The sequence below is a fragment of the Pseudomonas sp. B21-047 genome (assembly GCF_024748775.1).
In the GTDB taxonomy this organism is placed as follows: Bacteria; Pseudomonadota; Gammaproteobacteria; order Pseudomonadales; family Pseudomonadaceae; genus Aquipseudomonas; species Aquipseudomonas capeferrum.
In genome coordinates, this window is sequence record NZ_CP087169.1 from 5,689,370 (window position 1) to 5,716,287 (window position 26,918).

Consider the following 26,918-nt stretch of genomic DNA (forward strand, 5'->3'; position numbering starts at 1 on the left):
GCCGCGCATTGTAGCCGCATGGGCGCAGGCTGGCACCCTTAGTGTCTGTGACCGGGGCGCCGAGCCGAACGGCGGATCAGCCCGATGACCGGCAGCAGCCCCACCAGTACCAGGGTCAAGGCAGGCAGCGAGGCGCGCGCCCACTCCCCCTCGCTGGTCATCTCGAACACCCGTACCGCCAAGGTGTCCCAGCCGAACGGACGCATCAGCAAGGTAGCCGGCATTTCCTTCAACACATCGACGAATACCAGCAGGGCCGCACTCAGTGCACCGGGCACCAACAACGGCAGATACACCCTGAAAAACAATCCCACGCCGCCGACGCCCAGGCTGCGCGACGCTTCAGGCAACGAGGGCCGGATACGCTCCAGGCTGCCTTCCAGCGGCCCGTAGGCCACGGCGATGAAGCGCACCAGGTAGGCCAGCAGCAAGGCCGCGAGGCTACCCAGCAGCAAGGTTTTGCCAGCGCCGCCCAGCCATGTGGAGAGCGGCACCACCAGTTGGTTATCGAGGTAACTGAAGGCCAGCATGATCGACACCGCCAGCACTGAACCTGGCAAGGCATAACCAAGGTTGGCCAGGCCGACCCCAGCGCGGATGCCAGCCGTCGGCGCCTGGCGCCGGGCAAATGCCAGCAACAGCGCCACGCTCACCGTGATCAATGCCGCCATGCCGCCCAGGTACAAGGTGTGCAGCACCAGGCCGACATAGCGATCGTCCAGGTCATGCCGACCGCGCTGCCAGAACCACACAAGCAATTGCAGCAGCGGTATGACGAAGGCGCAGGCGAACACCAGCAGGCACCAGCCGCTGGCCAGCAGCGCCTTTGCCCCGCGCAGGTGATAGAGCGCTTGCCCACGCGGCCGCTCGTTGCCGGTACGGCTGGCGCCGCGCGCACGGCGCTCGCCGTAGAGCACCAGCATCACCGCCAACAGCAGCAGGCTGGCCAACTGCGCGGCGCTGGACAGGCTGAAGAAGCCGTACCAGGTCTTGTAGATGGCCGTGGTGAAGGTATCGAAATTGAACACTGCCACTGCACCGAAATCGGCCAGGGTTTCCATCAACGCCAGGGCGATACCGGCACCGATGGCCGGGCGCGCCATGGGCAACGCCACGCGCCAGAACGCCTGCAGCGGCGACAGCCCCAGTACCCGGGCCGCCTCCATCAGGCCCCGGCCCTGCGCCAGAAAGGCCGTGCGCGCAAGCAGGTAGACATAAGGGTAGAACACCAGCACCAACACGATGACCACCCCACCCGTGGAGCGTACGCGGGGCAGGCGCATCGGCCCGAAGGCTTCACGCAAGGCGCTTTGCACGGGGCCGGCAAAGTCCAGCAGGCCGACGAAGACGAATGCCAGCACGTAGGCGGGGATGGCGAACGGCAGCATCAGCGCCCAGTCCAGCCAGCGCCGGCCGGGGAATTCGCAGAGGCTGGTGAGCCAGGCCAGGCTGACACCCAGGACAGTGACGCCGATGCCTACGCCCAGCACCAGGGTCAGGGTGTTGCCGAGCAGGCGGCTCATCTGGGTGTCGAGCAGGTGCGACCAGATCTGCTGGTCGATCGACTGCCACGACAGCAGCAGGACGCTCAGGGGCAGGAGCACCAGGGCAGCGATCAGGGCGACCGGGAGGTACCAGCGGCGTTGGGGGGTGTGGGGCAAGGCTCAAGTCTCGAAGGCGATGGCGACCGCTGCGCGGTCGTTCGCGGGTAAACCCGCTCCTACAGGTACGGTGCCGCCGCTTGGGCTGCGCTGTACCTGTGGGAGCGGGTTTACCCGCGAAAGGGCCCTTGCAGGCCCCGCAAGGATAAAGCCTGGCGCTTAGTTCCAGCCAGCCCGGTCCATCAACCGAATCGCTTCTGCCTGGCGCTTGCCCGCGATCTCGACCGGAATGCTGTCAGCTTTGAAGCTGCCCCAGGCTGCAACCTCGTCCGACGGTTTGACCTTCGGGTTGGCCGGGAACTCCTGGTTGATGTCGGCGAACAGCTTCTGCGCGTCTTCGCCGGTCATCCACTCGACCAGCTTTTTCGCAGCCTCTGGGTGCGGAGCATGCTTGGTCAGGCCGATGCCCGACAGGTTCACGTGTACGCCACGGTCACCCTGGTTGGGCCAGAAGATCTTCACCGGCAACGCGGGGTTTTGCTTGTGCAGGCGCCCGTAGTAGTAAGTGTTGACCACGCCCACATCGCACTGGCCGGCCTCGATGGCCTGGATCACGGCGTTGTCATCGGAGAACACGTCGGTGGACAGGTTGTTGACCCAGCCTTTGACGATCTCTTCGGTCTTCGCCTCGCCGTGGTTCTCGATCAGCGTGGCGGTCAGCGACTGGTTGTAGACTTTCTTCGCGGTGCGCAGGCACAGGCGGCCCTCCCACTGCTTGTCGGCCAGGGCTTCGTAGGTGCTCAGCTGTTCGGGTTTGACCCGGTCGGTGGCATAGATGATGGTCCGGGCGCGCAGGCTCAGGCCGGTCCAGTCATGGGACGAGGCACGGTACTGCGCCGGGATGTTCTGGTCGATGATGTCGGACTTGATCGGCTGCAGGATGCCCATCTGCTCGGCCTGCCAGAGGTTGCCGGCATCGACGGTCAGCAGCAGGTCGGCCACACCGTTCTCGCCCTCGGCCTTGATGCGTTGCATCAACGGGGCTTCCTTGTCGGTGATGAACTTGATCTTGACCCCGGTCTTGGCGGTGTAGGCATCGAACACCGGCTTGATCAGCTCGTCGATGCGCGAGGAGTACACCACCACCTCCTCCGCTGCCTGGGCAGTGCCGCCGAACAGGGTCAGGGCCAGGGCGGCCAGTAGGGGCTTGCGTGGCAACATGGAAAGCACTCCTCGGATCGTATGAGAGGCGCAAATGGTAGTGAATCCCATTTTGTCACTCACCCTTGGAGCCGTTACCGGATGTTGCAGGGGCCGCAAGGCGGCCCCGTAGGCTCAAGGCCTGGCCAACGCCGGCAGGTCCCCGCTCAACCCCAATGCCTGGCGCACGAACAACGCCTTGGCCTCTGGCATCTGCTCCACCAGCTTCAAGCCACTGTTACGCAACCAGCGCAACGGCAGTGGGTTGGCCTGGAACAGCCGCTCGAAACTCTCCATCGCCGCCATCAGCCCCAGGTTGTGCGGCATGCGCCGCCGCTCGTAGCGGCTCAGCACCTTCACATCCGCCAGCCGTTCGCCCCGCTCGCAGGCATTGACCAGCACCTCGGCCAGCACAGCGGCGTCGAGGAAGCCCAGGTTGACGCCCTGGCCAGCCAACGGGTGAATGGTGTGCGCGGCATCGCCAATCAAGGCCAGCCCCTCGTCCACATAGCGCTTGGCGTGGCGCTGGCGCAGCGGCACGCAGACGCGCGGGTCTGCCTGCAGGACTTCACCCAGGCGCCCCTCGAAGGCTCGTTCCAGGGCCTTGAGGAAGGCCGGCTCACCCAGCGCCATCAACTGCTCGGCATGCTCCGGGGTGGTCGACCAGACAATCGAGCACCAGTCCTGCTGGCCATCGCGCGTCAGCGGCAGGAACGCCAGCGGGCCGTCGTCGGTGAAGCGCTGCCAGGCCGTGGACTGGTGCCCCGCGCTGCAACGCACGCTGGTGACGATGGCGTGATGCAGGTAATCCCACTCACGGGTTTCGCAACCGGTCAGGCGGCGCACCGCCGAGTTGGCGCCATCAGCCGCCACCACCAGCGGCGCACGCAGCTGGCGGCCGTCGGCCAGGGTCAGCAGCCACTCGTCACCGGAGCGGCGCAGTTGCTCCAGCCGCGCATTGGGCAGCAGGCCGATGTCGCTGTCATGCAGACGCTCCAGCAGGCCATCCTGCACCACCCGGTTCTCGACGATGTGGCCGAGTACCTGAGCGTGCACGCTGGCCGCCGAGAAGTGGATCTGGCCCGTGCCGCTGCCATCCCACACGTGCATGTCGGTGTACGGCGTGGCCCGCCGCCGGGCGATACCGTCCCAGGCGCCAAGGCGCTCGAGAATGCGCTGGCTGGCCGCCGACAGGGCACTGACACGCGGCTCGAACGCGGCCTCGTTATCGTAGGGTTTGACCGACAGCGGGCTGCCGTCGAGCAGGAGAATGTCCAGGCCACTGTGGCGCAACGCCAAGGCCAGGGCGCTGCCGACCATACCGGCACCGACAATCAACAGATCTGCGCGCATTTCCATGCCTTACGCCTGCCTCGCTTGCGGCTTGAGCCGCACGTATAGGGTTTTGTCGACCCGCGCCACCAGCTCGCCGGCAGCGTCGCGGATATCCACCTGCAAACGCGGCAGGCACTTCTTGCCGGTGGCGGTCTGCTGGCGGATCTCGTCCAGCAGGGAGTCATCGAGGTGGAACTCGGCGTACACCGGGCCTTTGCCCGGCGAGATGAAGTCGATGCTCGCCGCCTTGTCCCAGACGATGTATTCACGCCCCAACTGCTCGATCAGCAGCAACATGTAGAACGGATCGACCATCGAGTAGAGGCTGCCGCCGAACTGGGTACCGACGTAATTGCGGTTCCAGCGCGTGAGCTTCATGCATACCTTGACGCTGCGCATGTCCGGGCTGATGTGCTGCACACGGATACCGGCGCCCAGGTACGGTGGGTAGAGGTTCAACAACCAGCGCAACATACGGGCCCGGCGCGCCAGCCTGCGCGGATTACTCATGCCTGGCCTCGCGGGTCGGGGCGCGTACCCAGGCCCATGGCCTGGCGGGCAAACCAGCTTTTCGCCGGGGGCAACAGGTCGAGGCCGAGCAGGCCGATGTTGCGCCCTGCGGCCAACAACGGCTGGTTGCTGCCGAACAGGCGCGTAACCTGGTCGGAAAAGCCGATGGTCAGGGCCTGATCCAGGCGCTGACGCTGGTGATAGACGCGCAAGGTAGCCAGGTCTCCGGGTTGCTGCGGGCCCGCCAGCAGCGCTTCGGCCAGTGCCTGAACGTCACGCAGCGACAGGTTGAAGCCCTGGCCGGCAATGGGGTGCAGGCTGTGCGCGGCGTTGCCCAGCACCACCAGGTGCGGGCGTACCTGCTCGTCGGCTTCGACCAATGCCAGCGGGTACAGATGCCTTGCCCCCACCTGGCGCAATGCGCCGAGGCGATAGCCGAAGGCGTCCTGCAGCTCGCGCAGGAAGCTGCGTTCGTCGATTTCGGCCAGCCGCTGCGCGTCCATGCCCTGACGGGTCCAGACCAACGCACAGCGGTTTTCCGGCAATGGCAGCAGCGCCATCGGGCCTGCCTCGGTGAAGCGCTCGAACGCCTGGCCGCGATGGGCCTCGCCAGGCGTGATGTTGGCGATCAAGGCGCTTTGCTCATAGGGCGTGCGGCGCACATGAATGCCCAGTTGCTCACGCAGGCCGGAGCGGCCGCCATCGGCCAGCACCGCCAGGTCGCAGTCCAGGCTGGTGTCGTCATCCAGCTGCAGGCGGTAACCGCCTTCGATGGCGTGCATTGCCCGCACCTCGGCGGGGCAACGCCAGCTCACCACGTCACTGTCGAGCCCCTGCCACAGGCACTGGCCAAGCCAGGCGTTCTCGACCACGTAGCCGAGCGCTGGCACGCCCTCCTCGACGGCATCCAGGCGCGTGGCGCCGAACCGGCCGCGGTCGGATACCTGAATCTGCCGGATCGGTTCGGCGCGTTGGCCGATGGCCTGCCACAGCCCCAAGTGCTGGTAGATCTGTTGTGTGCCAAACGACAGCGCCGAGGAGCGCGCATCGTAGCTGGGCTGGAAGTTGTCGCCAGGCGCGAACGGCTCGATCAGCAGGATCTTCCAGCCGCGCGCCTTGGCCCCGGCTTGCAGGGCCAAGGCCAGGCTGGCGCCGACCAGGCCGCCACCGATGATCGCCAGGTTCACGCGATTCATGCCGCGTCCTTGCGCGCAGCCTGCATCAGCGCCTCGATCTCGGTGACCGTGCGCGGCACGCCTGAGGTCAGAATTTCACAGCCTTGCCTGGTCACTACCACGTCGTCCTCGATCCTTATGCCGATGCCGCGCCACTTCTTCGCCACCGCCTGGTTGTCGGCGGCAATGTAGATGCCCGGCTCGACGGTCAGCGCCATGCCGGGCTCCAGCACGCGCCACTGACCGCCCACCTTGTACTCGCCCACATCGTGCACATCCATGCCCAGCCAGTGCCCGGCGCGGTGCATGTAGAAGGCGCGGTAGGCTTCGCTTTCGATCAGCCCCTGCACATCGCCCTTGAGCAGCCCAAGTGCCACCAGGCCCTCGGTGATGACCTGCACGGTCGCCTCGTGGGCGTGGTTCCAGTGCTTGCCGGGGGCGATTTCGGCGAAGGCCGCAGCCTGGGCCTTGAGCACCAGCTCGTAGATGGCCTTCTGCTCGGGCGAGAAACGCCCGCTGACCGGGAACGTGCGGGTGATGTCGCTGGCATAGCAGTCGATTTCGCAGCCCGCATCGATCAACACCAGGTCGCCATCCTTGAGCGGGGCGTCGTTCTGCTGATAGTGCAGGATGCAGCCATTGCGCCCGGCGGCGACGATCGAGCCGTAGGCCGGCATTTTCGCCCCGCCCTTGCGGAATTCGTAATCCAGCTCGGCTTCCAGGCTGTACTCGTGCAGCCCGGCCCGGCATGCCTGCATGGCACGCACGTGGGCGCGAGCGGAAATTTCGGCGGCAGCGCGCATCACTTTCACTTCCGCCGCCGATTTATACAGGCGCATGTCATGCAGCAGATGATCCAGCGCAACGAACTCATTCGGCGGCTGGGCACCAAGGCGCGCCTTGGAGCGGATCACGTTGATCCAGTCCATCAGCCGGCGGTCGAACTCGGGGTTGCTGCCCATGGCGCTGTAGACCCGCTCGCGGCCTTCGATAAGGCCCGGCAGGATCTCGTCGATGTCGGTGATCGGGAAGGCATCGTCGGCGCCGAAATCACGCACCGCACCTTCCTGGCCGGCGCGCAGCCCTTCCCATTGCTCGCGCTCGGGGTTGCGCTCGCGGCAGAACAGCACGTACTCGCCATGTTCCCGGCCGGGGATAAGCGCGATGACAGCCTCAGGCTCCGGGAAGCCGCTGAGGTACTGGAAGTCGCTGTCCTGGCGGTACACGTGCTCGACGTCGCGGTTGCGAATGGCAACTGCGGCGGCGGGCAGGATGGCAATGCTATTGGGGACCATCTGCGCCATCAGCGCCTTGCGCCGACGGGCATACTCGGCCTTGGGAATGTGGCTCATGGGCAGACTACCCCCGGTTGATCAGTGCAACGATGGCTTGGACGCGGGTGCGGCCGGCTTGGCCAGCTCGGAGAACAGCAGCAGCGGCGCTACGCGCAGGTATTCCATGACTTCCATGTAGTCGCTCTCGCCGTCTTCGGACTCTTCGAGGGCTTCTTGCACCTGCGAGATGGCAACCAGGTCCTGCAGCACGTCCTTGGCCTCGGTGGAAAGCTCCTTGCCACCTGCGTTCAGGCCGAAGCCGGTGATGAAGCCCTGGCACCACTGGCCCAGCGCCGCAGCGCGGTCGGCCAGCGCGGCGTCATCGGTAGGCAGCAGCAGGACGATGGCCATGTCATCGCTGGTCAGCTCACCCTTGACCATCTCCTGCAGGCCGATCAGGGCATTGCGGACAGTGTCACCGGGTTCGTTTTCCAGCAGTTGGGCGGCGTCGGCCAGCCAGGCGTCGGCATCGAAGCCGGCACCGGCGCAACTGCGCCCGACCAGCAAGCCGTGCAGCTCGGCAGGAGTGACAGGGTGGCCATTGCTGGAAAGCAGCATGGCGAAGGCGATGTAGGGCGATTGGGTATTGGGCATGGGCAACTAGGCGCCAGACGGCGCAATGACTAGAATGGAGACCTTGTATCCTAGCACCGGCAGGCGCGCCAAGACCATCGGCACTGGCCGTCGCGGGCCAGGGAGAGGCATCATCGCCAGGTGACTCAACGACGGAGCGATTCGAGTGCAACCCACGCAAGAGAACGACCTGCAAGCGCTGATGAGCCGATTCGAGTTGCTGATTGAACGTGTCGAGCAACTAAAACGGCAAAATGCACTCCTAGTAGCTCAGGAAAAGTCCTGGCGCGAAGAGCGCGCCCACCTCATCGAAAAGAACGAGATCGCAAGGCGCAAGGTCGAGTCGATGATTTTACGCCTCAAGGCTCTGGAGCAAGACTCATGAGTTCAAGCAATAGCGTCACCGTGCAGATCCTCGACAAGGAATACTCGATCATCTGCCCGCCGGAAGAGCGCAACAACCTGGTCAGCGCGGCGCGCTACCTGGACGGCAAGATGCGCGAGATCCGCAGCAGCGGCAAGGTGATTGGTGCCGACCGCATCGCGGTGATGGCGGCGTTGAACATTACCCACGAGATGCTGCACCGCCAGGAAGAGCGTACCGATGCACCCGCCGCTGGCACCAACCGCGAACAGGTGCGCGAGCTGCTGGATCGGGTCGATAAGGCCTTGTCCGACGACACGGATACCAAAATCGGCTGAGATTGGTATACTGGCGCCACTCCCTGGGGGATGCGCCAGTCGGTTATGTCCCTGAGCCGATACGCACAACCACGGGGGTTGCACGCTGGGGCCGGTGTGCATGTCCGCTCGACGGAAAGCCTTAACGCCCCCTGCAATCTCCACCTTGAACTTTCGGGTTCAAGGGCTACACCGATAGCGGTCCTATCGGGGAGCCTTATTTCTCTTGCCTGCATTTGCTGCGGGCAGACTCCACACCAGTAGCGACAACTGGGAACGTCCGTGCCATGACCGACACCGCGCCGCCTACCCGCCCCCAGCTCCGTCGCCTGCTGCGCAATGCCCGCCGCGCACTGACGCCTGCCCAGCAGCGCCAGGCCGCCCTTGGCCTGTACCGCCAGTTGGCGCAAGACCCGCTGTTCCGCCGCGCCCGGCACATCGCCCTGTACTTGCCCAACGACGGCGAAATCGACCCATACCTACTACTGCGCGAAGCCCAGCGACGCGGCAAGCGCACCTACCTGCCGGTACTGCACGCCTGGCCGCGCACGCGCATGGTGTTTCAGCGTTTCGAGCAGGGTGAAAAACTCAAGCGCAACCGCTTCCGTATTCCAGAGCCACTGACCGACCGCAAACGCCAACGCCCGATCTGGTCCCTGGACCTGATCCTGCTGCCGCTGGTGGGCTTCGATGAAGTGGGTGGGCGCCTGGGCATGGGCGGGGGGTTCTATGACCGCAGCCTGGCCTACCAAGCGCGCCGCAAGACCTGGAAAAAGCCCTTGCTGCTGGGGCTGGCGCATGAATGCCAAAAGGTCGAGCGGCTGGCGCAGGCCAGCTGGGATGTACCCTTGCAGGGGACGGTCTCGGACTGCGACTGGTACCTGGCGCCGAGCTGAGCGGCGCCAGCGAAGGGCATCAACGTGGCGGCTGGCTGGCGTCGACTGGCATCTGATAGGCGGTATCCAGCTTGCGCTCCCAGAACCCCTGCGCATAACCGGTAGTGACCACACCCAGGCCAAAAATGAACACCAGGATCCACAGCAGATCCGGCTTTTTGCGTTGATTCATCGAAGATTGCCCCCCAGGCAAACTGTTCCGGCTTGGCGATTTTCTGGGTATCGCCAGCGCATCTCGCTTTAAACGGGGCGCATTTTCCGACAACCTGCGTCTACACGCAAACATTGACGCCAACCGGCTGTCGGTTTCGTGCAACAGGTTATTTCAAACCTTTTCAGGAGCAGCATCCATGGCCTATTGGCTGATGAAATCCGAGCCCGACGAGCTCTCGATCGAAGGCCTTGGCCGCCTGGGCGAAACACGCTGGGACGGCGTGCGCAATTACCAGGCGCGCAACTTCCTGCGGGCCATGAGCGTGGGCGACACGTTCTTCTTCTACCATTCCAGCTGCCCGCAGCCGGGCATTGCCGGCATCGCCCGGATCACGCGGGCAGCCTACCCGGACCCAACCGCACTGGACCCAGAGAGCCCCTATCACGACCCCAAGGCCACGGCCGAGAAAAACCCGTGGAGCGCCGTAGATGTGGCGCACGTGCAGACCCTGCCCAAGGTGCTGGAGCTGGGCTGGCTCAAGCAACAGGCTGCCCTTGCCGAACTGCCGCTGGTACAGAAAGGCAGCCGCCTGTCGGTGATGCCGGTGACCCCCGAGCAATGGGCGGCGATTGTCGCGCTGAGCTGAAGGTGCGCTATGGTCATGGGGTTTGACCGATATCAACACGCCATGGATAGCCACACGCCACGATAGGGGCGTGCATTGAGCAGGATGCTGACTGATGAATCGATATGCCCCCAGGGTCTTCGCCACCGCGTTGATCGCCTTACTGGCGACCGCTGCAGGGCTGGGTTACTGGAAGTCGCTGCACGACCAATTGCCGGAAGGCTTGAGCATGGGCAACGGCCGCCTCGAGGCGACCGAAGTGCAGATTGCCAGCAAGGTCCCCGGGCGCTTGGCCGAAGTGCGGGTCGACGAAGGCGACAAGGTTGTCCGCGGCCAGCTGCTGGCCCGTATCGACACCCGTACCATGGAGGCCCAACGCAACCAGGCCGAGGCCGAAGTGCTGCGCGCGCGGGAAAACTACGCGGCAGCCCAGGCCAGTGTGCAACTGCGCCAAAGTGAACTGCTGCTGGCCGGCCAGGAGCTCAAGCGCGTGCGCGAAATCTTCCAGCGCAAGTACGCCAGCCAGCAGTTGCTCGACCAGCAACAGGCCCGCTTCGACACGGCCAACGCGGCAGTTGTCGCGGCACGTGCCCAGCTGGCGGCAGTCAAGGCCGCCATCGGCGCCGCCCAAGCCCAGGTGGCGCAGCTCACCAGCGAGATCGACGACAGCAGCCTGCGCGCGCCCATCGACGGCATCATCCAGCTGCGCCTGGCCGAACCGGGTGAGGTGTTGGGTGCTGGCGGTCGGGTACTGATGCTGATCGACCCGAGCGACCAGTACATGAACCTCTACCTGCCGGCCTCCACCAGCGGCCGGCTGACCGTTGGCGATCAGGCACGCATCGTCCTCGACGCCTTGCCAGAGCAGGCCTTGCCGGCGAAGGTGGCCTTTGTTGCGGCCAAGGCACAGTTCACCCCGAAACAGGTCGAAACCCGTGACGAACGGCAGAAGCTGGTGTTTCGCGTCAAACTGCGCCTGATCGACCCAAGCGCCGTGCCTCAAGCCAAGCCGGGCATGCCGGGTGCTGGCTACGTGCGCACGGCTGATGTGGACTGGCCGGCCAACCTGCAATGAACGCGCCGGCACTGCTGGCCGAGGGTATCAGCCACCGCTATGGCGGCCTGGTCGCCTTGCACACGCTGGGCTTCAGCCTGCCTGCAGGCACGCGCTGTGCACTGATTGGCCCCGACGGGGCCGGCAAATCGACCCTGCTCGGGCTGATCGCCGGCGTGAAGCGCCTGCAACAGGGTGAGCTGCAGGTGCTCGGCGGCTCGATCCGTCAGCGCCGCCATCGCGCGGCGCTGTACCCAAAAGTGGCGTTCATGCCGCAAGGGCTGGGCAACAACCTGTATCCCGAACTGTCGATCAGCGAGAACATTCGTTTTTTCGCCACCCTGTTTGGCCTTGGCCGTGATGAATGCGACCAGCGCATGGCCAACCTGCTACAAGCCACTGACCTGCAACGTTTCGCCGAGCGCCCGGCCGGCAAGCTGTCGGGGGGCATGAAGCAGAAGCTGGGCCTGTGCTGCGCGTTGATCCACGAGCCTGACCTGCTGATCCTCGACGAACCCACCACCGGGGTCGACCCCCTGTCGCGCCGGCGCTTCTGGGAGCTGGTCGAGCAGGTACGTGCGCAACGCCCGCAATTGACGCTGCTGGTGGCCACCGCCTATATGGAAGAGGCCGAGCAGTTCGAGCACTGCCTGATGCTCGATGGCGGCCAGCTGATTGCCGCAGGCCCCAGCCAGGTACTGGCCGCCGTCACGCCCAGCGGCAAGCTGGACGACGCCTTTACCCATTACCAGGGCGCAGGCAGCACGCAAAACGCACCCTTGAGCATCCCGCCACGCCCGACCAATGACGGCCCGGTTGCCATCGAGGCGCACGACCTGACCCTGCGCTTTGGCGATTTCACCGCAGTGAACAAGGTCAGCTTCGCCATTGGCCGTGGGGAAATTTTCGGCTTCCTGGGTTCCAACGGCTGCGGCAAGACCACCACCATGAAAGTGCTCACCGGCCTGATGCCCGCCACCGAGGGCAGCGCCACCCTGCTCGGCCGCCCGGTGGATGCCAGCGACCTGGCCACGCGCAAGCGGGTGGGGTTCATGTCGCAGAGTTTCTCGCTGTATGGCGAACTCAGCACCCGCCAGAACCTGACGCTGCATGCCCGCCTGTTCGACCTGCCCAAGGCCGAAAGCGCGCAGCGCATCAGCGAACTGATCGAACGCTTCGACCTGGGCAGCTTCGCCGACCAGCCGTCAGGCGCCCTGCCCCTTGGCCTGCGCCAGCGGCTGTCGCTGGCGGTCGCGGTGCTGCATCGCCCTGAAGTGCTGATCCTCGACGAGCCGACTTCTGGCGTCGACCCTGCCGCCCGGGACGACTTCTGGCGGCTGCTGGTGGAATTGTCCCGCGAGCAGGGCGTGACCATTTTCCTCTCCACCCACTTCATGAACGAAGCCCAGCGCTGCGACCGCATTTCGCTGATGCACGCCGGCCGGGTGCTGGCCTGCGACACGCCCGACGCCCTGCAGCGCCATTACGCCGGCAACACCCTGGAAGACGCCTTCGTCCGCTGCCTGGAACAGGCCCAGGAGGCCGGCCCCCAGGCCCCGGGCAACGCGGTACTGGAGCAGGCAGCAGCGACCACACCGCCGTTGCGCCAGGGCTTCAGCCTGCGCCGCCTGTTGGCGGTGGCCAGCCGGGAGGGCAAGGAGTTGCTGCGGGACAGGGTGCGCCTGGCCTTTGCCCTGCTCGGCGCCGTGTTCATGATGGTGATCTTCGGCTACGGCATCTCGCTGGATGTGGAGAACCTCGCCTTCGCCGTTCACGACCAGGATCAGAGCCCGCAGAGCCGCGCCTACCTCGAGGCCTTTCGCGGGTCGCGCTATTTCGCCGAACAGGCGCCGATCCGGGATACTCGCGAGATGCACCAGCGCTTGCAGCGCTCCGAAATCAAACTGGCGCTGGAGATCCCACCGGGCTTTGGCCGCGACCTGCACGCCGGGCGCCAGCCGGTCGTGGCAGCCTGGCTGGACGGCGGCATGCCGTTTCGTGCGGAAACCAGCCGTAACTACGTGGAAGCCGTGCACCAGGCGAACCTCGAACAGCTTGCCGCCTACAGCCCGCAACCGGTGCAGCGCCAGGAACCGGTGCGCCTGGAAACACGCTTTCGCTACAACCAGGATGTGGTCAGCGTGAATGCCATCGGCCCCGGGGTGATGGCACTGATCCTGGCCTTCATACCAGCCATGCTCACCGCCCTGGGCATTGTCCGCGAGAAAGAGCTGGGCTCCATTACCAACTTCTACGCCACGCCCCTCACCCGCCTGGAGTTCCTGCTGGGCAAACAGCTGCCCTACCTGGCCGTGAGCCTGGTCAACCTGGCGTTGCTGGTGGCGATGAACCGCTGGCTGTTCGCCGTGCCGCTAAAGGGCAGCGTGCTGGCCCTGGCCTGTGGCGGCGTGGCCTACCTGTTGGCCACCACCAGCCTGGGCTTGCTGATTTCGGCGTTCACCCGCACCCAGATAGCGGCCATTCTGGGCACCATGATCATCACCAGCTTGCCGACCATTCAGTTTTCCGGGCTGATCGTGCCGCGCTCGTCGCTCGACGGCGCTGCGGCGGTGATGGGCCAGCTGTTCCCGGCCGGGTATTTCCTCGACATCGCGGTCGGCACCTTCACCAAAGCGCTGGGCCTGCGCGAGCTGTGGCCGCAGTGCCTGATCCTGCTGAGTTTCTTTGCCGTATTCACCGGCCTGAGCCTGATCATGCTCAAGAAGCAGGAGGCCTGACATGTCGCGCTTGAACCACACCCTGCGCCTGGGCCTGAAAGAACTCACCAGCCTGCGCCATGACAGCGTGCTGCTGCTGTTTCTGCTTTATGCCTTTAGCGTGGCGATCTACATGCCTGCGGCCGGCTCGGTGATCGGCGTGCACAACGCCAGTGTCGCCGTGGTCGACGAAGACCACAGCCTGCTCTCGCGCAAACTCACCGAGTCGCTGCAACCGCCCGAGTTCCAGCCTGCCGTGCCTCTGCCTCCGGACCGCCTGGACCAGGCCATGGACAGTGGCCAGTACACCTTCGTGATCAATGTGCCGGTAAATTTCCAGAGCGACCTGCTGGCCGGGCGGTCGCCGGAGCTGCAGATCAACGTCGACGCCACGGCCATGAGCCAGGCCTTCATGGGCGCCGGCTACATCGGCCGGATCTTCGAACGTGAGCTGCTCGACTATACCCAGCGCACCACCACGCAGAGCCCGGTGCTGATCAACCCCAAGGCATTGTTCAACCCCAACCTTGAGGGCGGCTGGTTTCTGGCGGTGATCCAGATCGTCAACAACATCACGATTCTGGCGATCATCCTCACCGGCACCGCGTTGTTGCGTGAGCGCGAACACGGCACGCTCGATCACTTGCTGGTGCTGCCGTTGACCGCGCTGGAAATCATGCTGGCGAAAATCGCCAGCAACGCACTGGTGGTGGTGCTTTGCACCTGGATCTCGCTGATCGTGGTGGTCAAGGGCGCCCTGGGCGTGCCGTTGTCCGGCTCCATGGGGCTGTTTCTGGGGGTGACGGCGCTGTACCTGTTCGCCAGCACCGCGCTGGGCATCTTTCTGGCCACCCTGGCGCGTTCGACGCCTCAGTTCGGCCTGCTGGCGATCCCGGTGATCATCCCGATGCTGTTGCTGTCGGGCGGCAGCACGCCGCTGGACAGCATGCCGCAGTGGTTGCAATGGGTGATGCAAGGCTCGCCGTCGACGCATTTCGTCAGCCTCGGCGCCGCAATTCTGTTCCGCGACGCCGGCTTGGCCGTGGTATGGCCAGATATCCTGGCCCTGGCCGTGATCGGCCTGGTGTTCTTCAGCGTGGCACTGGCGCGCTTTCGGCGCAGCCTGGCCTCTTGATCACTGCACGATCAGGTTGTTGAACAGCAGGTCTTCGACAATCGGCTTGCCCTCTTCCGCTTCCATTACCTGCTGCACCTGCTTGAGGGCTTCCTGGCGCAGTTGCTCCTTGGCCTCGACGTTGCTCATCTTGTCTACCGTCTGCTGGGTGAACAGCGCCACCAGCTGGTTACGGATCAGCGGCTCGTGATGCTTCACCGCCTTGGCGGCCTCATCACCGGTCACGCGCAGGGCCACGTCAGCCTTGTAGACGCGCAGCTTGGGGCCACCGTCGAGCGCGTAGTTACCGACAAAGGGTGGGCTCAGGGTGATGTAGGCGACTTTTGGCTGCCCCTCCTTGGCCTCTTCGGCCATGGCCGCCACTGGCAGCATCAGGGCCAGCACCATCAAGATCCACGCTTTCACGAATTCGCTCCTCAATACAATTGGCGCCAGCTTACCCAGCACACCGCTCAAACCCAAGCCCAGGCTTATGCCGGCCCATCAGGGTGGGCCATGCTCGTTGACCCGGCAGGTGGCCCTCCTACACTTATCGGCCATTACCCGCAAAGGAATAGCCCCGATGAAAGCTGTGTTGTGCAAAACCCTGGGTCCGGCGCGCGACCTGGTACTGGAAGACGTCGCCAGCCCCGTGCCGAAGAAGAACGAGCTCCTGCTGGAGGTACAGGCCGCAGGCGTCAACTTCCCGGACACCCTGATCATCGAAGGTAAATACCAGTTTCAACCACCGCTGCCGTTTTCCCCGGGCAGCGAAGCAGCGGGGGTGGTCGCCGCAGTCGGCGAAAAGGCCGGTGCGTTCAAGGTCGGCGACCGGGTCATGGCGCTGACGGGCTGGGGTGCGTTCGCCGAGCAGGTCGCGGTGCCCTTCTACAACGTGATGCCGATCCCCGAAAGCATGGACTTCACGACCGCTGCCGCCTTTGGCATGACCTACGGTACCTCGATGCATGCACTCAAGCAGCGCGGCCAACTGCGGCCCGGTGAAACCCTGCTGGTGCTGGGGGCGTCTGGCGGTGTGGGCCTGGCGGCAGTGGAAATAGGCAAGGCCATGGGCGCCCGGGTGATCGCCGCGGCCAGCAGCGCTGAAAAACTGGCTGTGGCCAAGGCTGCCGGGGCCGACGAGCTGATTGACTACAGCCAGGCCAGCCTCAAGGACGAGATAAAGCGCCTGACCGGCGGCCAGGGCGCGGACGTGATCTACGACCCGGTGGGCGGCGAGCTGTTCGACCAGGCCGTGCGCGGGCTGGCCTGGAATGGACGGTTACTGGTGGTCGGGTTTGCCAGCGGCACCATCCCACAGATGGCGGCGAACCTGGTGCTGCTCAAGGGCGCTGCGGTGCTGGGGGTGTTCTGGGGGGCGTTTGCACAGCGTCAGCCGGAGGACAATGCGGCGAACTTCAGCCAGCTGTTTGCCTGGCATGCCGAAGGCAAACTGAAACCGTTGGTGTCGAAGACTTATCCACTGGCCGAGGCTGGGGCGGCTATCGAGCAATTGGGACAAAGGAAGGCGGTGGGTAAGTTGGTGGTGCTAACCCGATAAGGCATCACAACTGGGTTGGCAGCACCGGCCTCTTCGCGGGGCAAGCCCGCTCCCACAACCTGAAGACCGCAGAGAACCTGAGCAACTGTCTTGCTCAAACTTCGCGCAGGTTATGGCAGCGCCTGAACCGCGCCTCCAGGTTGCGATCCGGCATCTGGTGGGTGCGCAAAGCGTTCAAGGTCTGTTCCACATACTCGCGCGTGGTGCCATACCGCCCTTTGGCACTGGCAAGGATCTGGCTGAGCAGCGTATCTGGCAGATTCCCCGCATAGCACGGCAAGTGGCGCTCCAGCACAAAACCCAAGGCCTGCACCTTGCTGCCATCCCCCAACCGGCAACTGAGCCAGTGCGGGCGGTAGGCCGGGTAAGGCATCTCCCTCTGCCACAGCGCCATCAGCGACTCATCCAGGTTGTTTTCTTCCAGCCGATAGGCAAAACCGCTGCACGACCCGCCACGGTCCAGGCCGAACACCAGGCCCGGTGTTTCCGGCGTGCCACGGTGCTCGTGCGACCACAGGTACAGCCCACGGTGGTAACCATGCACCCGCGCCCGCTGACGCTCAACCGAACTGCACTCCGGGCGCCAGATCAACGAGCCATAGGCAAACAACCACACGGGCCCGCCTTCATGGCGTGACATGGTCATGTGCATGGAGTTGATCAATTGCTCGCGGGTCAATTGCTGGCCGAAGTCGAGCGCCGGAGGGTAAGAACTATTCCAGGATAACTGTTGAAGTGCCGACATAAGCTGCCGCCATTATTCCCCGTGAACTACTGTCGTAGCGAGCGTCGCTGTGTGCCAGGGCCTGCGCCCCGCACCCAAGGTACCTGGATTAACCTTAGGATATAAACAGGCCACTACTCAAGCCCCGCAGCTAAAGATTCACGCGAACTTCCGACAGTTGGAGCGCATTGTTTCAAGCCGGGTGAAAGTTATGAGCCAAGGCGGTAACAATTACCGCCTTATACCCAGTGGTTCAAACTTCGGTTATTAGCCACGCGGCGCGTAGGCAAATACATCCGCGCGCATGCGGTGCGCATCCATGCCCGCCTCGACCAGCGCATCGAGGGTGGCATAGACCATGTTGGGCGAGCCGCTGGCATACACATGCACGGTATTGAGGTCAGGGATGTCTTCGCAAACCGCCTCGTGCAGCATGCCGCACCGGCCTTCCCACCCGCACAGGTCACTGACGACCTTGTGCAGGAACAGGTTGGGCAAGTGCTGCCATTGGTCCCAGTGCTCGATCTGGTAGAAATCCTCGGGCCGGCGCACCCCCCAGTACAGGTGTACCGGATGCTTGAAGCCCTGGGCGCGGCAGTGCTCGACCAGGCTGTGCATCTGGCCCATCCCCGTACCGGCAGCGATCAGCACCAGCGGGCCGTCTGGCAGCTCGGCCAGGTGCGCATCGCCGAACGGCAGTTCGATACGTGCCAGGCGATCGCGCTGCAATTGCTCGATCAACTGCAGTGCGCTGGGTTCACGCGCCAGCACGTGCAGCTCCAGCTCACGCCCACCGTGGGGGGCCGAGGCCAGGGAGAACGCCGCCTGCTTGCCGCCTTCACGCTCGATCATCAGATACTGCCCGGCGTGATAACGCGGCGGCTTGCCCGCAGGCGCCCGCAGGCGCACGCGCCAGACGTCGCCACCGACGTCGACGCATTCGCTCACGCTGCACGCCAGCTTGCGCACTGGCAGCTCGCCCAGGGCGAGCACACCATCCCAGAGCAACACGCAATCCTCCAGCGGTTCGGCAATGCAGGTGAACAGCTCGCCATGGTCGCGTACTTCGCCGTTCTGGCGGACGCTCCCTTCTACCAGCAAAGCGGCGCAGACATGGCAATTGCCATTGCGGCAGCTGTTGGGGCAGTCATAGCCCAGCCGCCGCGCTCCATCCAGGATCCGTTCCCCGGGTTCGAGCGCCAGCACTGCCCCGGACGGCTGCAACGTTACCTGCATCAATCTATTCCCAACTGATCCCACAGCTCATCGATACGGCGGGTGACGGCTTCGTCCTTGACGATGACCCGCCCCCATTCGCGTGTAGTCTCGCCCGGCCACTTGTGGGTGGCATCCAGGCCCATCTTCGATCCCAACCCCGACACCGGCGACGCGAAGTCCAGGTAGTCGATCGGGGTGTTGTCGATCATCACCGTATCACGCTTGGGGTCCATGCGCGTGGTGATGGCCCAGATCACGTCATTCCAGTCGCGGGCGTTGATGTCGTCGTCGGTGACGATAACAAACTTGGTGTACATGAACTGTCGCAGGAACGACCACACCCCCAGCATCACGCGCTTGGCGTGGCCTGGGTACTGCTTTTTCATGGTCACCACCGCCATGCGGTACGAACAACCTTCCGGCGGCAGGTAGAAGTCGACGATCTCCGGGAACTGCTTCTGCAGGATCGGCACGAACACTTCGTTCAGCGCCACCCCGAGAATGGCCGGCTCATCGGGCGGCCGGCCGGTGTAGGTGCTGTGGTAGATCGGTTTTTGCCGGTGGGTGATGCGCTCGACCGTGAACACCGGGAAGCTGTCCACTTCGTTGTAGTAACCGGTGTGGTCGCCATAGGGGCCTTCGGGCGCCATTTCGCCAGGGTGGATCACCCCTTCGAGGATGATCTCGGCGGTGGCCGGCACCTGCAGGTTGCTGCCACGGCACTTGACCAGCTCGGTGCGGTTGCCACGCAGCAGGCCGGCGAAGGCGTACTCGGACAGGGTATCCGGCACGGGCGTCACCGCCCCAAGAATGGTCGCCGGGTCTGCGCCCAGCGCCACAGCAACCGGGAACGGCTGGCCGGGGTGCTTCTCGCACCATTCGCGGTAGTCCAGCGCGCCACCGCGGTGGCTCAGCCAGCGCATGATGACCTTGTTGCGGCCGATGACCTGCTGGCGGTAGATACCCAGGTTCTGGCGGTCCTTGTTGGGGCCGCGGGTCACGGTCAGGCCCCAGGTGATCAGCGGCGCCACATCGCCTGGCCAGCAATGCTGGATCGGCAGCTGGCCGAGGTCGACGTCGTCACCTTCGACCACCACCTCCTGGCACACGGCATCCTTGACCACCTTGGGCGCCATCGACACGACCTTCTTGAAGATCGGCAGTTTCGACCAGGCGTCCTTCAGGCCCTTCGGCGGCTCGGGCTCCTTGAGGAAGGCCAGCAACTTGCCGATTTCGCGCAGCTCTTCGACCGACTCGGCGCCCATGCCCATGGCCACCCGTTCTGGCGTACCGAACAGGTTGCCCAGCACCGGGATGTCGTAGCCGGTGGGCTTCTCGAACAGCAACGCCGGGCCCTTGGCACGCAGGGTGCGGTCGCAGACCTCGGTCATTTCCAGGACGGGAGAAATCGGAACCTGGATGCGCTTGAGTTCGCCGCGCTGTTCCAGGCCACGGATGAAGTCGCGCAAGTCGCGATACTGCATGCAGGAGCCTCGTGTTGGCCGTATCGGTCGGGGTGCAGAGTGTAGCGCCTAAGAGGGCAAAATGGCCAAGGGAGTCTGGGCCGCGCGCAGTCTCACCGACTCTGGATACCCGGCACGCGATGTAACCTGGGCCGCACTCCGGGTGGGTCAACCACCGTGGTGCTGTTCACTACTATGCGAGACCACCTTAGACAGCCCTATTCCGAGTGCTTGCAGCACCTTCAATACGGTGGATAACCTTGGGTCACCGTCCGCTGACAACGCCCGATAGAGATTGGGGCGAGCAAGCCCGGTGGCCAGCGCAAGATTACCCATGCCGCCACGCGCTTCAGCCACACGCCGGACTGCCGTCAGAAAACCTGCAGCGCCACCAGGCTCATCGATTTCCTCAAGCGCCACGGAGAGGTAATCGATGGCGAAGGCTTCGTCGTTACGGAGCATTTCGAGGACACTTTCTTCATGCGAGCGCGTGCCGGTCATAGCTTTACCTTTTGCCTGTGCCAAAGCGCCTTGGCTTGGTCGATATCTGCCTGCTGCCTGTCTTTCGAGCCGCCGCCGAGCAGGAAAATAATCTTCCGCCCATGAGTGGCGTAGTAGATGCGGTAGCCTGGCCCAAAATCCAGTTTCATCTCGAACACGCCATCACCCACTGGCTCGGTCGCGCCGAAATGGCCCTGCTCTGCTCGGTCCACTCGCGTGGTAATTCGTGCTTTCGCCCTTGTGTCGCGAATGGTGTTTAACCATGCCTGGTAGAGATCCACGCCGTTGACGGATAGAACGTGATGAACTGTGTACATCCACACTGTACCTTATAAAAGACAATCCATGTCGAATTATCACCCGCCCGGTCGTTTGGGCTCGATACGGCGCAAGGCAAGATACCTTCAGTGGCCGCAGGCAGCATGGTGGCCTGCGTTCAGGGGGCTGGCTAACGATCTTTTGTGACAAGCAGCAAAAAGCCGGGTTTCCCCGGCTTTTTGTATGATGCAGCGAAGCTTACTTGCGCTTCATCGACAAGAAGAACTCGTCGTTGGTCTTGGTCTGCTTGAGCTTGTCGACCAGGAACTCGATGGCGGCGATTTCGTCCATCGGGTGCAGCAGCTTGCGCAGGATCCACATGCGCTGCAGTTCGTCGTCGGCAGTCAGCAGCTCTTCACGGCGGGTGCCGGAGCGGTTGATGTTGATGGCCGGGAACACACGCTTCTCGGCGATGCGACGGTCCAGGGGCAGCTCCATGTTGCCGGTACCCTTGAACTCTTCGTAGATCACTTCGTCCATCTTCGAGCCGGTTTCAACCAGCGCGGTGGCGATGATGGTCAGCGAGCCGCCTTCCTCGATGTTACGCGCGGCACCGAAGAAGCGCTTCGGCTTCTCCAGGGCATGGGCGTCGACACCACCGGTGAGGACCTTGCCGGAGCTCGGGATCACGGTGTTGTAGGCACGCGCCAGGCGGGTGATGGAGTCGAGCAGGATGACCACATCCTTCTTGTGCTCGACCAGGCGCTTGGCCTTCTCGATCACCATTTCGGCAACCTGCACGTGGCGGGTCGGCGGCTCGTCGAAGGTCGAGGCAACCACTTCGCCGCGCACGGTGCGCTGCATTTCGGTCACTTCTTCCGGGCGCTCGTCGATCAGCAGGACGATCAGGTGGCACTCGGGGTTGTTCCGGGTGATGTTCGCCGCGATGTTCTGCAGCATGATCGTTTTACCCGCTTTCGGCGGGGCGACGATCAGGCCACGCTGGCCCTTGCCGATCGGTGCACACAGGTCGATGACACGGCCGGTCAAGTCTTCGGTGGAACCGTTGCCGGCTTCCATCTTCAGACGCTTGTTGGGGAACAGCGGCGTCAAGTTTTCGAACAGGATCTTGTTCTTCGCGTTTTCAGGGCGATCGAAGTTGATCGTGTCGACCTTCAGCAGGGCGAAGTAACGCTCCCCTTCCTTCGGCGGGCGGATCTTGCCGACGATGGTGTCGCCGGTACGCAGGTTGAAACGGCGGATCTGGCTGGGCGAGACGTAGATGTCGTCGGGGCCGGCCAGGTAGGACGCATCAGCCGAACGCAGGAAACCGAAACCATCCTGGAGAATCTCCAGCACGCCGTCACCCGAGATCTCTTCGCCGCTTTTCGCGTGCTTTTTCAGCAGGGCGAAAATCACGTCCTGTTTGCGCGAACGGGCCATGTTTTCGATGCCCATCTGTTCGGCCATTTCCAGCAGATCGGTAATCGGCTTTTGCTTGAGTTCAGTCAGGTTCATAAGGGGAGTGACGTAATCATGTATGAAGGGAGGATTAAGCTTCTGGCTTAATGAAGCCGCGCCGCTAGAAGGCGATAGGATCGCGCACAGATTCTAATTAGGAGTGCGTCGGCGACGGCGTGCAGGGGGCACTGGAGAAGCAGTGCGAGGCCGAATGTAACACTTGCTTTTTTCGACGTCTAGTGGGTTGGAAAAGAAAAGCCCCGGTTTTTCCGGGGCTTTTTCACATCACAGGTGGGCGTCGAGGAACGCGGCCAATTGCGATTTGGACAGTGCGCCGACCTTGGTGGCCTCGACGTTGCCGTTCTTGAACAGCATCAGCGTTGGGATGCCACGCACGCCGTGCTTGGCGGGGGTTTCCTGGTTCTCGTCGATGTTCAGCTTGGCGACGGTCAGTTTGCCCTCGTAAGTGCTGGCGATGTCGTCCAGGACTGGAGCGATCATTTTGCATGGGCCGCACCATTCAGCCCAGTAGTCAACCAGCACCGGGCCTTGAGCCTGCAGTACGTCGGCTTCGAAGCTGGCGTCGGTGACGTGTTTGATTTTGTCGCTCATGGAAATCTCCAAGGTCGTAAGCTAAAAAACGTTGCCCATCATAGCCGCACCTACGCCCTACAGGAAGTCGCGGGCGATTGAGTGTAACTATAGTGGTGCAAGACGCCGCGAATCGAAAACTGTCATACGTGTGTCATAACATCGAATGGCACATTGCCTTGCATCAAGCCTTGGCGTGCCACGCGTTGGCGACAGCCCCGTATCGTGGCACGATTGCCAGGTTAACGACCGAGAACATCCAGATCATGCCGCATACCAACGCGAAGAACCTGTCTCTGATCGCCGCCATCGACCTTGGCTCCAACAGTTTTCACATGGTCGTGGCCAAGGCCCACCACACCGAGATCCGCATTCTCGAACGGCTGGGGGAAAAGGTTCAGCTGGCCGCCGGCATCGACGAAGAGCGCAAGCTCAGCGAAGAAGCCATGCAACGAGGCCTCGATTGCCTCAAGCGCTTCGCCCAGTTGATCAACGGCCTGCCTGCGGGCGCCGTGCGCATCGTTGGCACCAACGCACTGCGCGAAGCGCGCAACCGTAACGAATTCATCCAGCGCGCCGAGGCCATTCTCGGCCACCCGGTGGAGGTGATTTCCGGCCGTGAGGAAGCCCGCCTGATCTACCTGGGCGTCTCCCACACCCTGGCCGACAATCCGGGCAAGCGCCTGGTCGCCGACATTGGCGGCGGCAGTACCGAGTTCATCATCGGCCAGCGTTTCGAGCCGCTGCTGCGCGAGAGCCTGCAGATGGGCTGCGTCAGTTTTACCCAGCGCTACTTCCGCGACGGCAAGATCACCCCGGCGCGCTATGCCCAGGCCTACACCGCCGCACGCCTGGAACTGATGAGCATCGAAAACGCCCTGCACCGCCTGACCTGGGACGAAGCCATCGGCTCGTCCGGCACCATTCGCGCCATCGGCGCAGCCATCAAGGCCAGTGGCCTGGGCAATGGCGAGGTCAACGCCGAGGGGCTGGCGTGGGTCAAACGCAAGCTGTTCAAGCTGGGTGAGGTCGACAAGATCGACTTCGACGGGGTCAAGCCAGACCGGCGCACTATCTTCCCGGCTGGCCTTGCGATTCTCGAGGCGATCTTCGATGCCCTCGAGCTGCAACGCATGGATCACTGCGACGGCGCCCTGCGCGAAGGCGTGCTGTTCGACCTGCTTGGCCGCCATCATCACGAAGACGTGCGCGAGCGCACCCTCAACTCATTGATGGAGCGCTACCACGTTGACCAAGGCCAGGCCGCGCGCGTCGAGCGCAAGGCATTGCATGCCTTCGACCAAGTGGCCAAAGCCTGGAAGCTGGAAGACGGAAATTGGCGCGATCTTCTGGGTTGGGCGGCAAAAGTGCACGAAGTTGGGCTGGATATTGCCCACTACCACTACCACAAGCACGGCGCCTACCTGATCGAACATTCCGACCTGTCAGGCTTCTCCCGCGAGGACCAGCAGATGATGGCCCTGCTGGTGCGCGGCCATCGCCGCAACATCCCCAGAGACAAATTCGCCGAGTTCGGCGATGAAGGCGTGCAGCTGATTCGCCTGTGCGTGCTGCTGCGCTTCGCCATCCTGTTCCACCACATTCGTGGTACCCAACAGATGCCGAAAGTGCAGCTGCAAGCCGGCGACAACAGCCTAGAAGTGGTCTTCCCGCAGGGTTGGCTGGAGCAACACCAGCTGACCCAGGCCGACTTCGCCAACGAGGCGGAGTGGCTAGCCCGGGTCGGCTTCGTCCTCAGCGTACGTTGAGCACCGGGTTGCTCAGGCGCTCCAGCAGGGTCGCCTGGGCACTGCGCGGGTTCTGGTTGCCGGTCGGGGTGCTGCGCACGTAGCGCCCGTCCGACTGCAGCGTCCAGGCATGGGTGTTGTCGGTCAGGTAGCTTTCCAGCTCCTTCTTCACCCGCAGCAACAGCTTCTTGCCTTCGACCGGGAAGCACGTCTCGACGCGCTTGTCGAGGTTGCGTTCCATCCAGTCGGCACTGGACAGGTAGATCTGCTCCTCGCCACCATTGAGGTAGTAGAACACCCGGGTGTGCTCCAGGAAGCGGCCGATAATCGAGCGCACGTGAATGTTGTGCGAAACCCCCGCAATCCCTGGCCGCAGGCAGCACATGCCGCGCACCACCAGGTCGATGCGCACGCCGGACTGGCTGGCCTTGTACAGCGCCTTGATGACCTTGGCGTCGGTCAGCGAGTTGAACTTGGCGATGATGTGCGCAGGCTTGCCTTCGAGCGCGAACTGGGTCTCGCGCGCAATCATGTCGAGCATGCCCTTCTTCAGGGTGAACGGCGCGTGCAGCAGCTTCTTCATGCGCAGGGTCTTGCCCATGCCGATCAACTGGCTGAACAACTTGCCGACGTCCTCGGTCAGAGCGTCGTCGGACGTCAGCAGGCTGTAGTCGGTGTACAAACGGGCGTTGCCAGCGTGGTAGTTACCGGTGCCCAGGTGCGCATAACGCACGATTTCACCGTGCTCGCGGCGCAGGATCAACATCATCTTGGCGTGGGTCTTGAACCCGACCACACCGTAGATCACCACCGCACCCGCCGCTTGCAGGCGGCTGGCCATCTGCAGGTTGGACTCTTCGTCGAAGCGCGCGCGCAATTCGATCACCGCAGTGACCTCCTTGCCGTTACGGGCGGCGTCCACCAGCGCGTCGACGATCTCCGAGTTGGCACCGGAGCGGTACAGGGTCTGGCGCACGGCGAGCACATGCGGGTCCTTGGCAGCCTGGCGCAGCAGGTCGACCACCGGCGTGAAGGACTCAAACGGGTGCATCAGCAGGATGTCCTGCTTGCTGATCACACTGAAGATGTTGTCGGCGTTCACCAGCAGCTTGGGGATCGCCGGGGTGAACGGCGTGTATTGCAGCTGCGGGTGGCTGTCGAGGCCGGTGATGCTGAACAGGCGGGTCAGGTTGACCGGGCCGTTGACCTGGTACAGCTCGCTCTCGCTCAGGCTGAACTGTTTTAGCAGGTAATCCGAGAGGTGTTTCGGGCAATTATCGGCCACCTCGAGGCGCACGGCGTCACCATAGCGGCGCGAGAACAGCTCGCCGCGCAGGGCGCGAGCCAGGTCGTCGACCTCTTCGGAGTCCAGCGCCAGGTCGGCGTTACGGGTCAGGCGGAACTGGTAGCAGCCCTTGACCTTCATGCCCTGGAACAGGTCGTCGGCGTGAGCGTGAATCATCGACGACAGGAACACGTAGTTGGCACCTGGGCCACCGACCTCTTCAGGCACCCGGATGACCCGCGGCAACAGGCGCGGCGCCGGGATGATCGCCAGGCCCGAGTCGCGGCCGAAGGCATCGACGCCTTCGAGCTCGACGATGAAGTTGAGGCTCTTGTTCACCAGCAAAGGGAACGGGTGGGTCGGGTCGAGGCCGATCGGGGTGATGATCGGGGCGATCTCGTCGCGGAAGAAGCGCCGCACCCAGGTCTTGAGCTTGGGCGTCCAGTGACGGCGGCGGATAAAGCGGATGTGGTGCTTTTCCAGCTCCGGCAGCAGCACATCGTTGAGGATGGCGTACTGGCGGTCCACCTCCGAGTGCACCAGCTCGCTGATGCGCGCCAGCGCCTGGTGCGGCTGCAGCCCGTCGGCACCGGCCTGTTCGCGGGCGAAGTTGATCTGCTTCTTGAGGCCGGCGACGCGGATCTCGAAGAACTCGTCGAGGTTGCTGGAGAAGATCAGCAGGAATTTCAGGCGTTCGAGCAGCGGGTAGCTCTCGTCCAGCGCCTGCTCCAGTACCCGAATGTTGAACTGCAGCTGCGACAGCTCGCGATGAATGTACAGGCTGCTGTCGTCAAGGCCGGGGACGGCGATCGCCGGTGCCGGCGCAGGGGCCGGTGCCGCAGCCTCGACCACCGGCGCAGGTTCTGGCTCGGGCTCTGGCGCCGGCGGCAGGTCTGGCGGGGTCTGCACCATCTCTTCGGGGACGGCCTGGGCGTCCTTGATCGCGACAGGGGTGAGCACTTCATTATTCATCTGGACGTTCCTGGAGGACGTTAACGCCCTATCATCAATTGAGCGGGACGATAAGCGGCCATTATGACGCCTGTGTTACACCCACTGGCAAGCCTGCGACTTGTGGCCGAAGGCATTGTCCTTGTAGGAAATGTTCACGTCGAGACACATTTGGACACTTTCATCCA

General features: G+C 63.7%; 26 protein-coding genes and 1 other RNA gene. 10 read left to right on the forward strand and 17 right to left on the reverse strand.

Annotated features, from left to right (window positions below; all coding sequences use genetic code 11):
- Positions 1-38: 38 nt before the first annotated feature.
- The 7 genes from LOY26_RS25705 to LOY26_RS25735 all read right to left on the reverse strand — a co-directional run bounded on the left by LOY26_RS25705 (position 39) and on the right by LOY26_RS25735 (position 7,749).
- Complete coding sequence (locus tag LOY26_RS25705; RefSeq protein WP_258714238.1) at positions 39-1,661, reverse strand: iron ABC transporter permease; 1,623 nt, start codon at positions 1,659-1,661, stop codon at positions 39-41.
- Between the two features lie 159 nt (positions 1,662-1,820).
- The gene (locus LOY26_RS25710; RefSeq protein ID WP_033702162.1) at positions 1,821-2,822 is read right to left on the reverse strand and encodes an extracellular solute-binding protein; all 1,002 of its coding nucleotides are present in this window, start codon (positions 2,820-2,822) and stop codon (positions 1,821-1,823) included.
- A gap of 114 nt (positions 2,823-2,936) precedes the next feature.
- Entirely contained in the window at positions 2,937-4,154 is a 1,218-nt protein-coding gene (locus LOY26_RS25715; protein WP_258714932.1) for a 2-octaprenyl-3-methyl-6-methoxy-1,4-benzoquinol hydroxylase, read from the reverse strand.
- Between the two features lie 9 nt (positions 4,155-4,163).
- On the reverse strand, positions 4,164-4,646 hold the full coding sequence (locus LOY26_RS25720) for a DUF4442 domain-containing protein (RefSeq protein WP_258714239.1): 483 nt from the start codon (positions 4,644-4,646) through the stop codon (positions 4,164-4,166).
- Entirely contained in the window at positions 4,643-5,842 is a 1,200-nt protein-coding gene (gene ubiH, locus LOY26_RS25725) for a 2-octaprenyl-6-methoxyphenyl hydroxylase (RefSeq protein WP_033702168.1), read from the reverse strand. The genes LOY26_RS25720 and ubiH overlap by 4 nt, the downstream gene beginning before the upstream one ends.
- Positions 5,839-7,173 carry a Xaa-Pro aminopeptidase gene (gene pepP / locus LOY26_RS25730; protein WP_033702170.1) on the reverse strand — a complete coding sequence of 445 codons (1,335 nt, stop codon included), beginning with the start codon at positions 7,171-7,173 and terminating at the stop codon, positions 5,839-5,841. The genes ubiH and pepP overlap by 4 nt, the downstream gene beginning before the upstream one ends.
- A 21-nt stretch (positions 7,174-7,194) precedes the next feature.
- Complete coding sequence (locus tag LOY26_RS25735) at positions 7,195-7,749, reverse strand: YecA family protein (RefSeq protein WP_033702172.1); 555 nt, start codon at positions 7,747-7,749, stop codon at positions 7,195-7,197.
- A 181-nt stretch (positions 7,750-7,930) separates the two neighbouring features.
- Here LOY26_RS25735 and LOY26_RS25740 point away from each other — a divergent pair, with 181 nt between their 5' ends.
- The 4 genes from LOY26_RS25740 to LOY26_RS25755 all read left to right on the forward strand — a co-directional run bounded on the left by LOY26_RS25740 (position 7,931) and on the right by LOY26_RS25755 (position 9,305).
- A complete protein-coding gene (locus tag LOY26_RS25740) occupies positions 7,931-8,113 on the forward strand; it encodes a TIGR02449 family protein (protein WP_033693939.1) in 183 nt (60 codons plus the stop codon).
- Complete coding sequence (locus tag LOY26_RS25745; RefSeq protein ID WP_033702174.1) at positions 8,110-8,430, forward strand: cell division protein ZapA; 321 nt, start codon at positions 8,110-8,112, stop codon at positions 8,428-8,430. Before LOY26_RS25740 ends, LOY26_RS25745 begins: the two co-directional genes overlap by 4 nt.
- A gap of 17 nt (positions 8,431-8,447) precedes the next feature.
- Positions 8,448-8,627, forward strand: a non-coding RNA gene (gene ssrS / locus LOY26_RS25750) — 6S RNA.
- A 69-nt stretch (positions 8,628-8,696) separates the two neighbouring features.
- The gene (locus LOY26_RS25755) at positions 8,697-9,305 is read left to right on the forward strand and encodes a 5-formyltetrahydrofolate cyclo-ligase (protein ID WP_033702176.1); all 609 of its coding nucleotides are present in this window, start codon (positions 8,697-8,699) and stop codon (positions 9,303-9,305) included.
- A gap of 19 nt (positions 9,306-9,324) precedes the next feature.
- Here the strand turns inward: LOY26_RS25755 and LOY26_RS25760 are convergent, their stop codons facing one another.
- Positions 9,325-9,477 carry a hypothetical protein gene (locus LOY26_RS25760; RefSeq protein ID WP_167334468.1) on the reverse strand — a complete coding sequence of 51 codons (153 nt, stop codon included), beginning with the start codon at positions 9,475-9,477 and terminating at the stop codon, positions 9,325-9,327.
- A 178-nt stretch (positions 9,478-9,655) separates the two neighbouring features.
- Between LOY26_RS25760 and LOY26_RS25765 the strand changes: the two genes are divergently transcribed.
- From LOY26_RS25765 to LOY26_RS25780, 4 genes are all read left to right on the forward strand, one after another.
- Positions 9,656-10,105 carry an EVE domain-containing protein gene (locus LOY26_RS25765; RefSeq protein ID WP_033702178.1) on the forward strand — a complete coding sequence of 150 codons (450 nt, stop codon included), beginning with the start codon at positions 9,656-9,658 and terminating at the stop codon, positions 10,103-10,105.
- 94 nt (positions 10,106-10,199) lie between these two features.
- Entirely contained in the window at positions 10,200-11,159 is a 960-nt protein-coding gene (locus LOY26_RS25770; RefSeq protein WP_033702180.1) for an HlyD family secretion protein, read from the forward strand.
- Positions 11,156-13,876, forward strand: a complete 2,721-nt coding sequence (gene rbbA, locus LOY26_RS25775; protein ID WP_258714240.1) for a ribosome-associated ATPase/putative transporter RbbA — start codon at positions 11,156-11,158, stop codon at positions 13,874-13,876. The genes LOY26_RS25770 and rbbA overlap by 4 nt, the downstream gene beginning before the upstream one ends.
- A 1-nt stretch (position 13,877) precedes the next feature.
- Positions 13,878-14,990, forward strand: coding sequence for an ABC transporter permease (locus LOY26_RS25780; RefSeq protein WP_186657657.1), 1,113 nt, complete (start codon positions 13,878-13,880; stop codon positions 14,988-14,990).
- On the opposite strand, the gene LOY26_RS25785 is transcribed toward LOY26_RS25780, so the two are convergent.
- Positions 14,991-15,395 carry a flagellar basal body-associated protein FliL gene (locus LOY26_RS25785; protein ID WP_033702186.1) on the reverse strand — a complete coding sequence of 135 codons (405 nt, stop codon included), beginning with the start codon at positions 15,393-15,395 and terminating at the stop codon, positions 14,991-14,993.
- Positions 15,396-15,552: 157 nt separating this feature from the next.
- Here LOY26_RS25785 and LOY26_RS25790 point away from each other — a divergent pair, with 157 nt between their 5' ends.
- On the forward strand, positions 15,553-16,530 hold the full coding sequence (locus tag LOY26_RS25790; RefSeq protein ID WP_033702188.1) for an NADPH:quinone oxidoreductase family protein: 978 nt from the start codon (positions 15,553-15,555) through the stop codon (positions 16,528-16,530).
- A 94-nt stretch (positions 16,531-16,624) separates the two neighbouring features.
- On the opposite strand, the gene LOY26_RS25795 is transcribed toward LOY26_RS25790, so the two are convergent.
- The 7 genes from LOY26_RS25795 to trxA all read right to left on the reverse strand — a co-directional run bounded on the left by LOY26_RS25795 (position 16,625) and on the right by trxA (position 22,767).
- Positions 16,625-17,275, reverse strand: coding sequence for a gamma-glutamylcyclotransferase (locus tag LOY26_RS25795; RefSeq protein WP_258714241.1), 651 nt, complete (start codon positions 17,273-17,275; stop codon positions 16,625-16,627).
- A gap of 246 nt (positions 17,276-17,521) precedes the next feature.
- Positions 17,522-18,490, reverse strand: coding sequence for a CDP-6-deoxy-delta-3,4-glucoseen reductase (locus LOY26_RS25800; protein WP_033702191.1), 969 nt, complete (start codon positions 18,488-18,490; stop codon positions 17,522-17,524).
- Positions 18,490-19,956, reverse strand: coding sequence for a 4-hydroxy-3-polyprenylbenzoate decarboxylase (ubiD, locus tag LOY26_RS25805; protein ID WP_033702193.1), 1,467 nt, complete (start codon positions 19,954-19,956; stop codon positions 18,490-18,492). The genes LOY26_RS25800 and ubiD overlap by 1 nt, the downstream gene beginning before the upstream one ends.
- Positions 19,957-20,103: 147 nt before the next feature.
- Positions 20,104-20,436 carry an addiction module antidote protein gene (locus tag LOY26_RS25810; protein WP_033702194.1) on the reverse strand — a complete coding sequence of 111 codons (333 nt, stop codon included), beginning with the start codon at positions 20,434-20,436 and terminating at the stop codon, positions 20,104-20,106.
- Positions 20,433-20,753 (reverse strand): type II toxin-antitoxin system RelE/ParE family toxin, encoded by a 321-nt coding sequence (locus tag LOY26_RS25815; RefSeq protein WP_033702196.1) that lies wholly within the window; start codon positions 20,751-20,753, stop codon positions 20,433-20,435. Before LOY26_RS25815 ends, LOY26_RS25810 begins: the two co-directional genes overlap by 4 nt.
- A gap of 199 nt (positions 20,754-20,952) precedes the next feature.
- Complete coding sequence (rho, locus tag LOY26_RS25820) at positions 20,953-22,212, reverse strand: transcription termination factor Rho (protein WP_003253661.1); 1,260 nt, start codon at positions 22,210-22,212, stop codon at positions 20,953-20,955.
- 228 nt (positions 22,213-22,440) lie between these two features.
- Positions 22,441-22,767, reverse strand: a complete 327-nt coding sequence (gene trxA, locus LOY26_RS25825) for a thioredoxin TrxA (RefSeq protein WP_186657633.1) — start codon at positions 22,765-22,767, stop codon at positions 22,441-22,443.
- A gap of 245 nt (positions 22,768-23,012) precedes the next feature.
- Here trxA and ppx point away from each other — a divergent pair, with 245 nt between their 5' ends.
- Entirely contained in the window at positions 23,013-24,515 is a 1,503-nt protein-coding gene (gene ppx / locus LOY26_RS25830) for an exopolyphosphatase (protein ID WP_033702200.1), read from the forward strand.
- On the opposite strand, the gene ppk1 is transcribed toward ppx, so the two are convergent.
- A complete protein-coding gene (gene ppk1 / locus LOY26_RS25835) occupies positions 24,502-26,751 on the reverse strand; it encodes a polyphosphate kinase 1 (protein ID WP_258714242.1) in 2,250 nt (749 codons plus the stop codon). The genes ppx and ppk1 overlap by 14 nt on opposite strands.
- Positions 26,752-26,918 lie beyond the last annotated feature (167 nt).

What these genes read in the sequence shown, in the direction of transcription:
- LOY26_RS25710 (WP_033702162.1), bottom strand. Translation starts at nt 2,822, where the DNA reads ATGTTGCCACGCAAGCCCCTACTGGCCGCCCTGGCCCTGACCCTGTTC.
- LOY26_RS25715 (WP_258714932.1), bottom strand. Translation starts at nt 4,154, where the DNA reads ATGCGCGCAGATCTGTTGATTGTCGGTGCCGGTATGGTCGGCAGCGCC.
- LOY26_RS25720 (WP_258714239.1), bottom strand. Translation starts at nt 4,646, where the DNA reads ATGAGTAATCCGCGCAGGCTGGCGCGCCGGGCCCGTATGTTGCGCTGG.
- ubiH (WP_033702168.1), bottom strand. Translation starts at nt 5,842, where the DNA reads ATGAATCGCGTGAACCTGGCGATCATCGGTGGCGGCCTGGTCGGCGCC.
- pepP (WP_033702170.1), bottom strand. Translation starts at nt 7,173, where the DNA reads ATGAGCCACATTCCCAAGGCCGAGTATGCCCGTCGGCGCAAGGCGCTG.
- LOY26_RS25735 (WP_033702172.1), bottom strand. Translation starts at nt 7,749, where the DNA reads ATGCCCAATACCCAATCGCCCTACATCGCCTTCGCCATGCTGCTTTCC.
- LOY26_RS25740 (WP_033693939.1), top strand. Translation starts at nt 7,931, where the DNA reads ATGAGCCGATTCGAGTTGCTGATTGAACGTGTCGAGCAACTAAAACGG.
- LOY26_RS25745 (WP_033702174.1), top strand. Translation starts at nt 8,110, where the DNA reads ATGAGTTCAAGCAATAGCGTCACCGTGCAGATCCTCGACAAGGAATAC.
- LOY26_RS25755 (WP_033702176.1), top strand. Translation starts at nt 8,697, where the DNA reads ATGACCGACACCGCGCCGCCTACCCGCCCCCAGCTCCGTCGCCTGCTG.
- LOY26_RS25760 (WP_167334468.1), bottom strand. Translation starts at nt 9,477, where the DNA reads ATGAATCAACGCAAAAAGCCGGATCTGCTGTGGATCCTGGTGTTCATT.
- LOY26_RS25765 (WP_033702178.1), top strand. Translation starts at nt 9,656, where the DNA reads ATGGCCTATTGGCTGATGAAATCCGAGCCCGACGAGCTCTCGATCGAA.
- LOY26_RS25770 (WP_033702180.1), top strand. Translation starts at nt 10,200, where the DNA reads ATGAATCGATATGCCCCCAGGGTCTTCGCCACCGCGTTGATCGCCTTA.
- rbbA (WP_258714240.1), top strand. Translation starts at nt 11,156, where the DNA reads ATGAACGCGCCGGCACTGCTGGCCGAGGGTATCAGCCACCGCTATGGC.
- LOY26_RS25780 (WP_186657657.1), top strand. Translation starts at nt 13,878, where the DNA reads ATGTCGCGCTTGAACCACACCCTGCGCCTGGGCCTGAAAGAACTCACC.
- LOY26_RS25790 (WP_033702188.1), top strand. Translation starts at nt 15,553, where the DNA reads ATGAAAGCTGTGTTGTGCAAAACCCTGGGTCCGGCGCGCGACCTGGTA.
- LOY26_RS25795 (WP_258714241.1), bottom strand. Translation starts at nt 17,275, where the DNA reads ATGTCGGCACTTCAACAGTTATCCTGGAATAGTTCTTACCCTCCGGCG.
- LOY26_RS25800 (WP_033702191.1), bottom strand. Translation starts at nt 18,490, where the DNA reads ATGCAGGTAACGTTGCAGCCGTCCGGGGCAGTGCTGGCGCTCGAACCC.
- ubiD (WP_033702193.1), bottom strand. Translation starts at nt 19,956, where the DNA reads ATGCAGTATCGCGACTTGCGCGACTTCATCCGTGGCCTGGAACAGCGC.
- LOY26_RS25810 (WP_033702194.1), bottom strand. Translation starts at nt 20,436, where the DNA reads ATGACCGGCACGCGCTCGCATGAAGAAAGTGTCCTCGAAATGCTCCGT.
- LOY26_RS25815 (WP_033702196.1), bottom strand. Translation starts at nt 20,753, where the DNA reads ATGTACACAGTTCATCACGTTCTATCCGTCAACGGCGTGGATCTCTAC.
- rho (WP_003253661.1), bottom strand. Translation starts at nt 22,212, where the DNA reads ATGAACCTGACTGAACTCAAGCAAAAGCCGATTACCGATCTGCTGGAA.
- trxA (WP_186657633.1), bottom strand. Translation starts at nt 22,767, where the DNA reads ATGAGCGACAAAATCAAACACGTCACCGACGCCAGCTTCGAAGCCGAC.
- ppx (WP_033702200.1), top strand. Translation starts at nt 23,013, where the DNA reads ATGCCGCATACCAACGCGAAGAACCTGTCTCTGATCGCCGCCATCGAC.
- ppk1 (WP_258714242.1), bottom strand. Translation starts at nt 26,751, where the DNA reads ATGAATAATGAAGTGCTCACCCCTGTCGCGATCAAGGACGCCCAGGCC.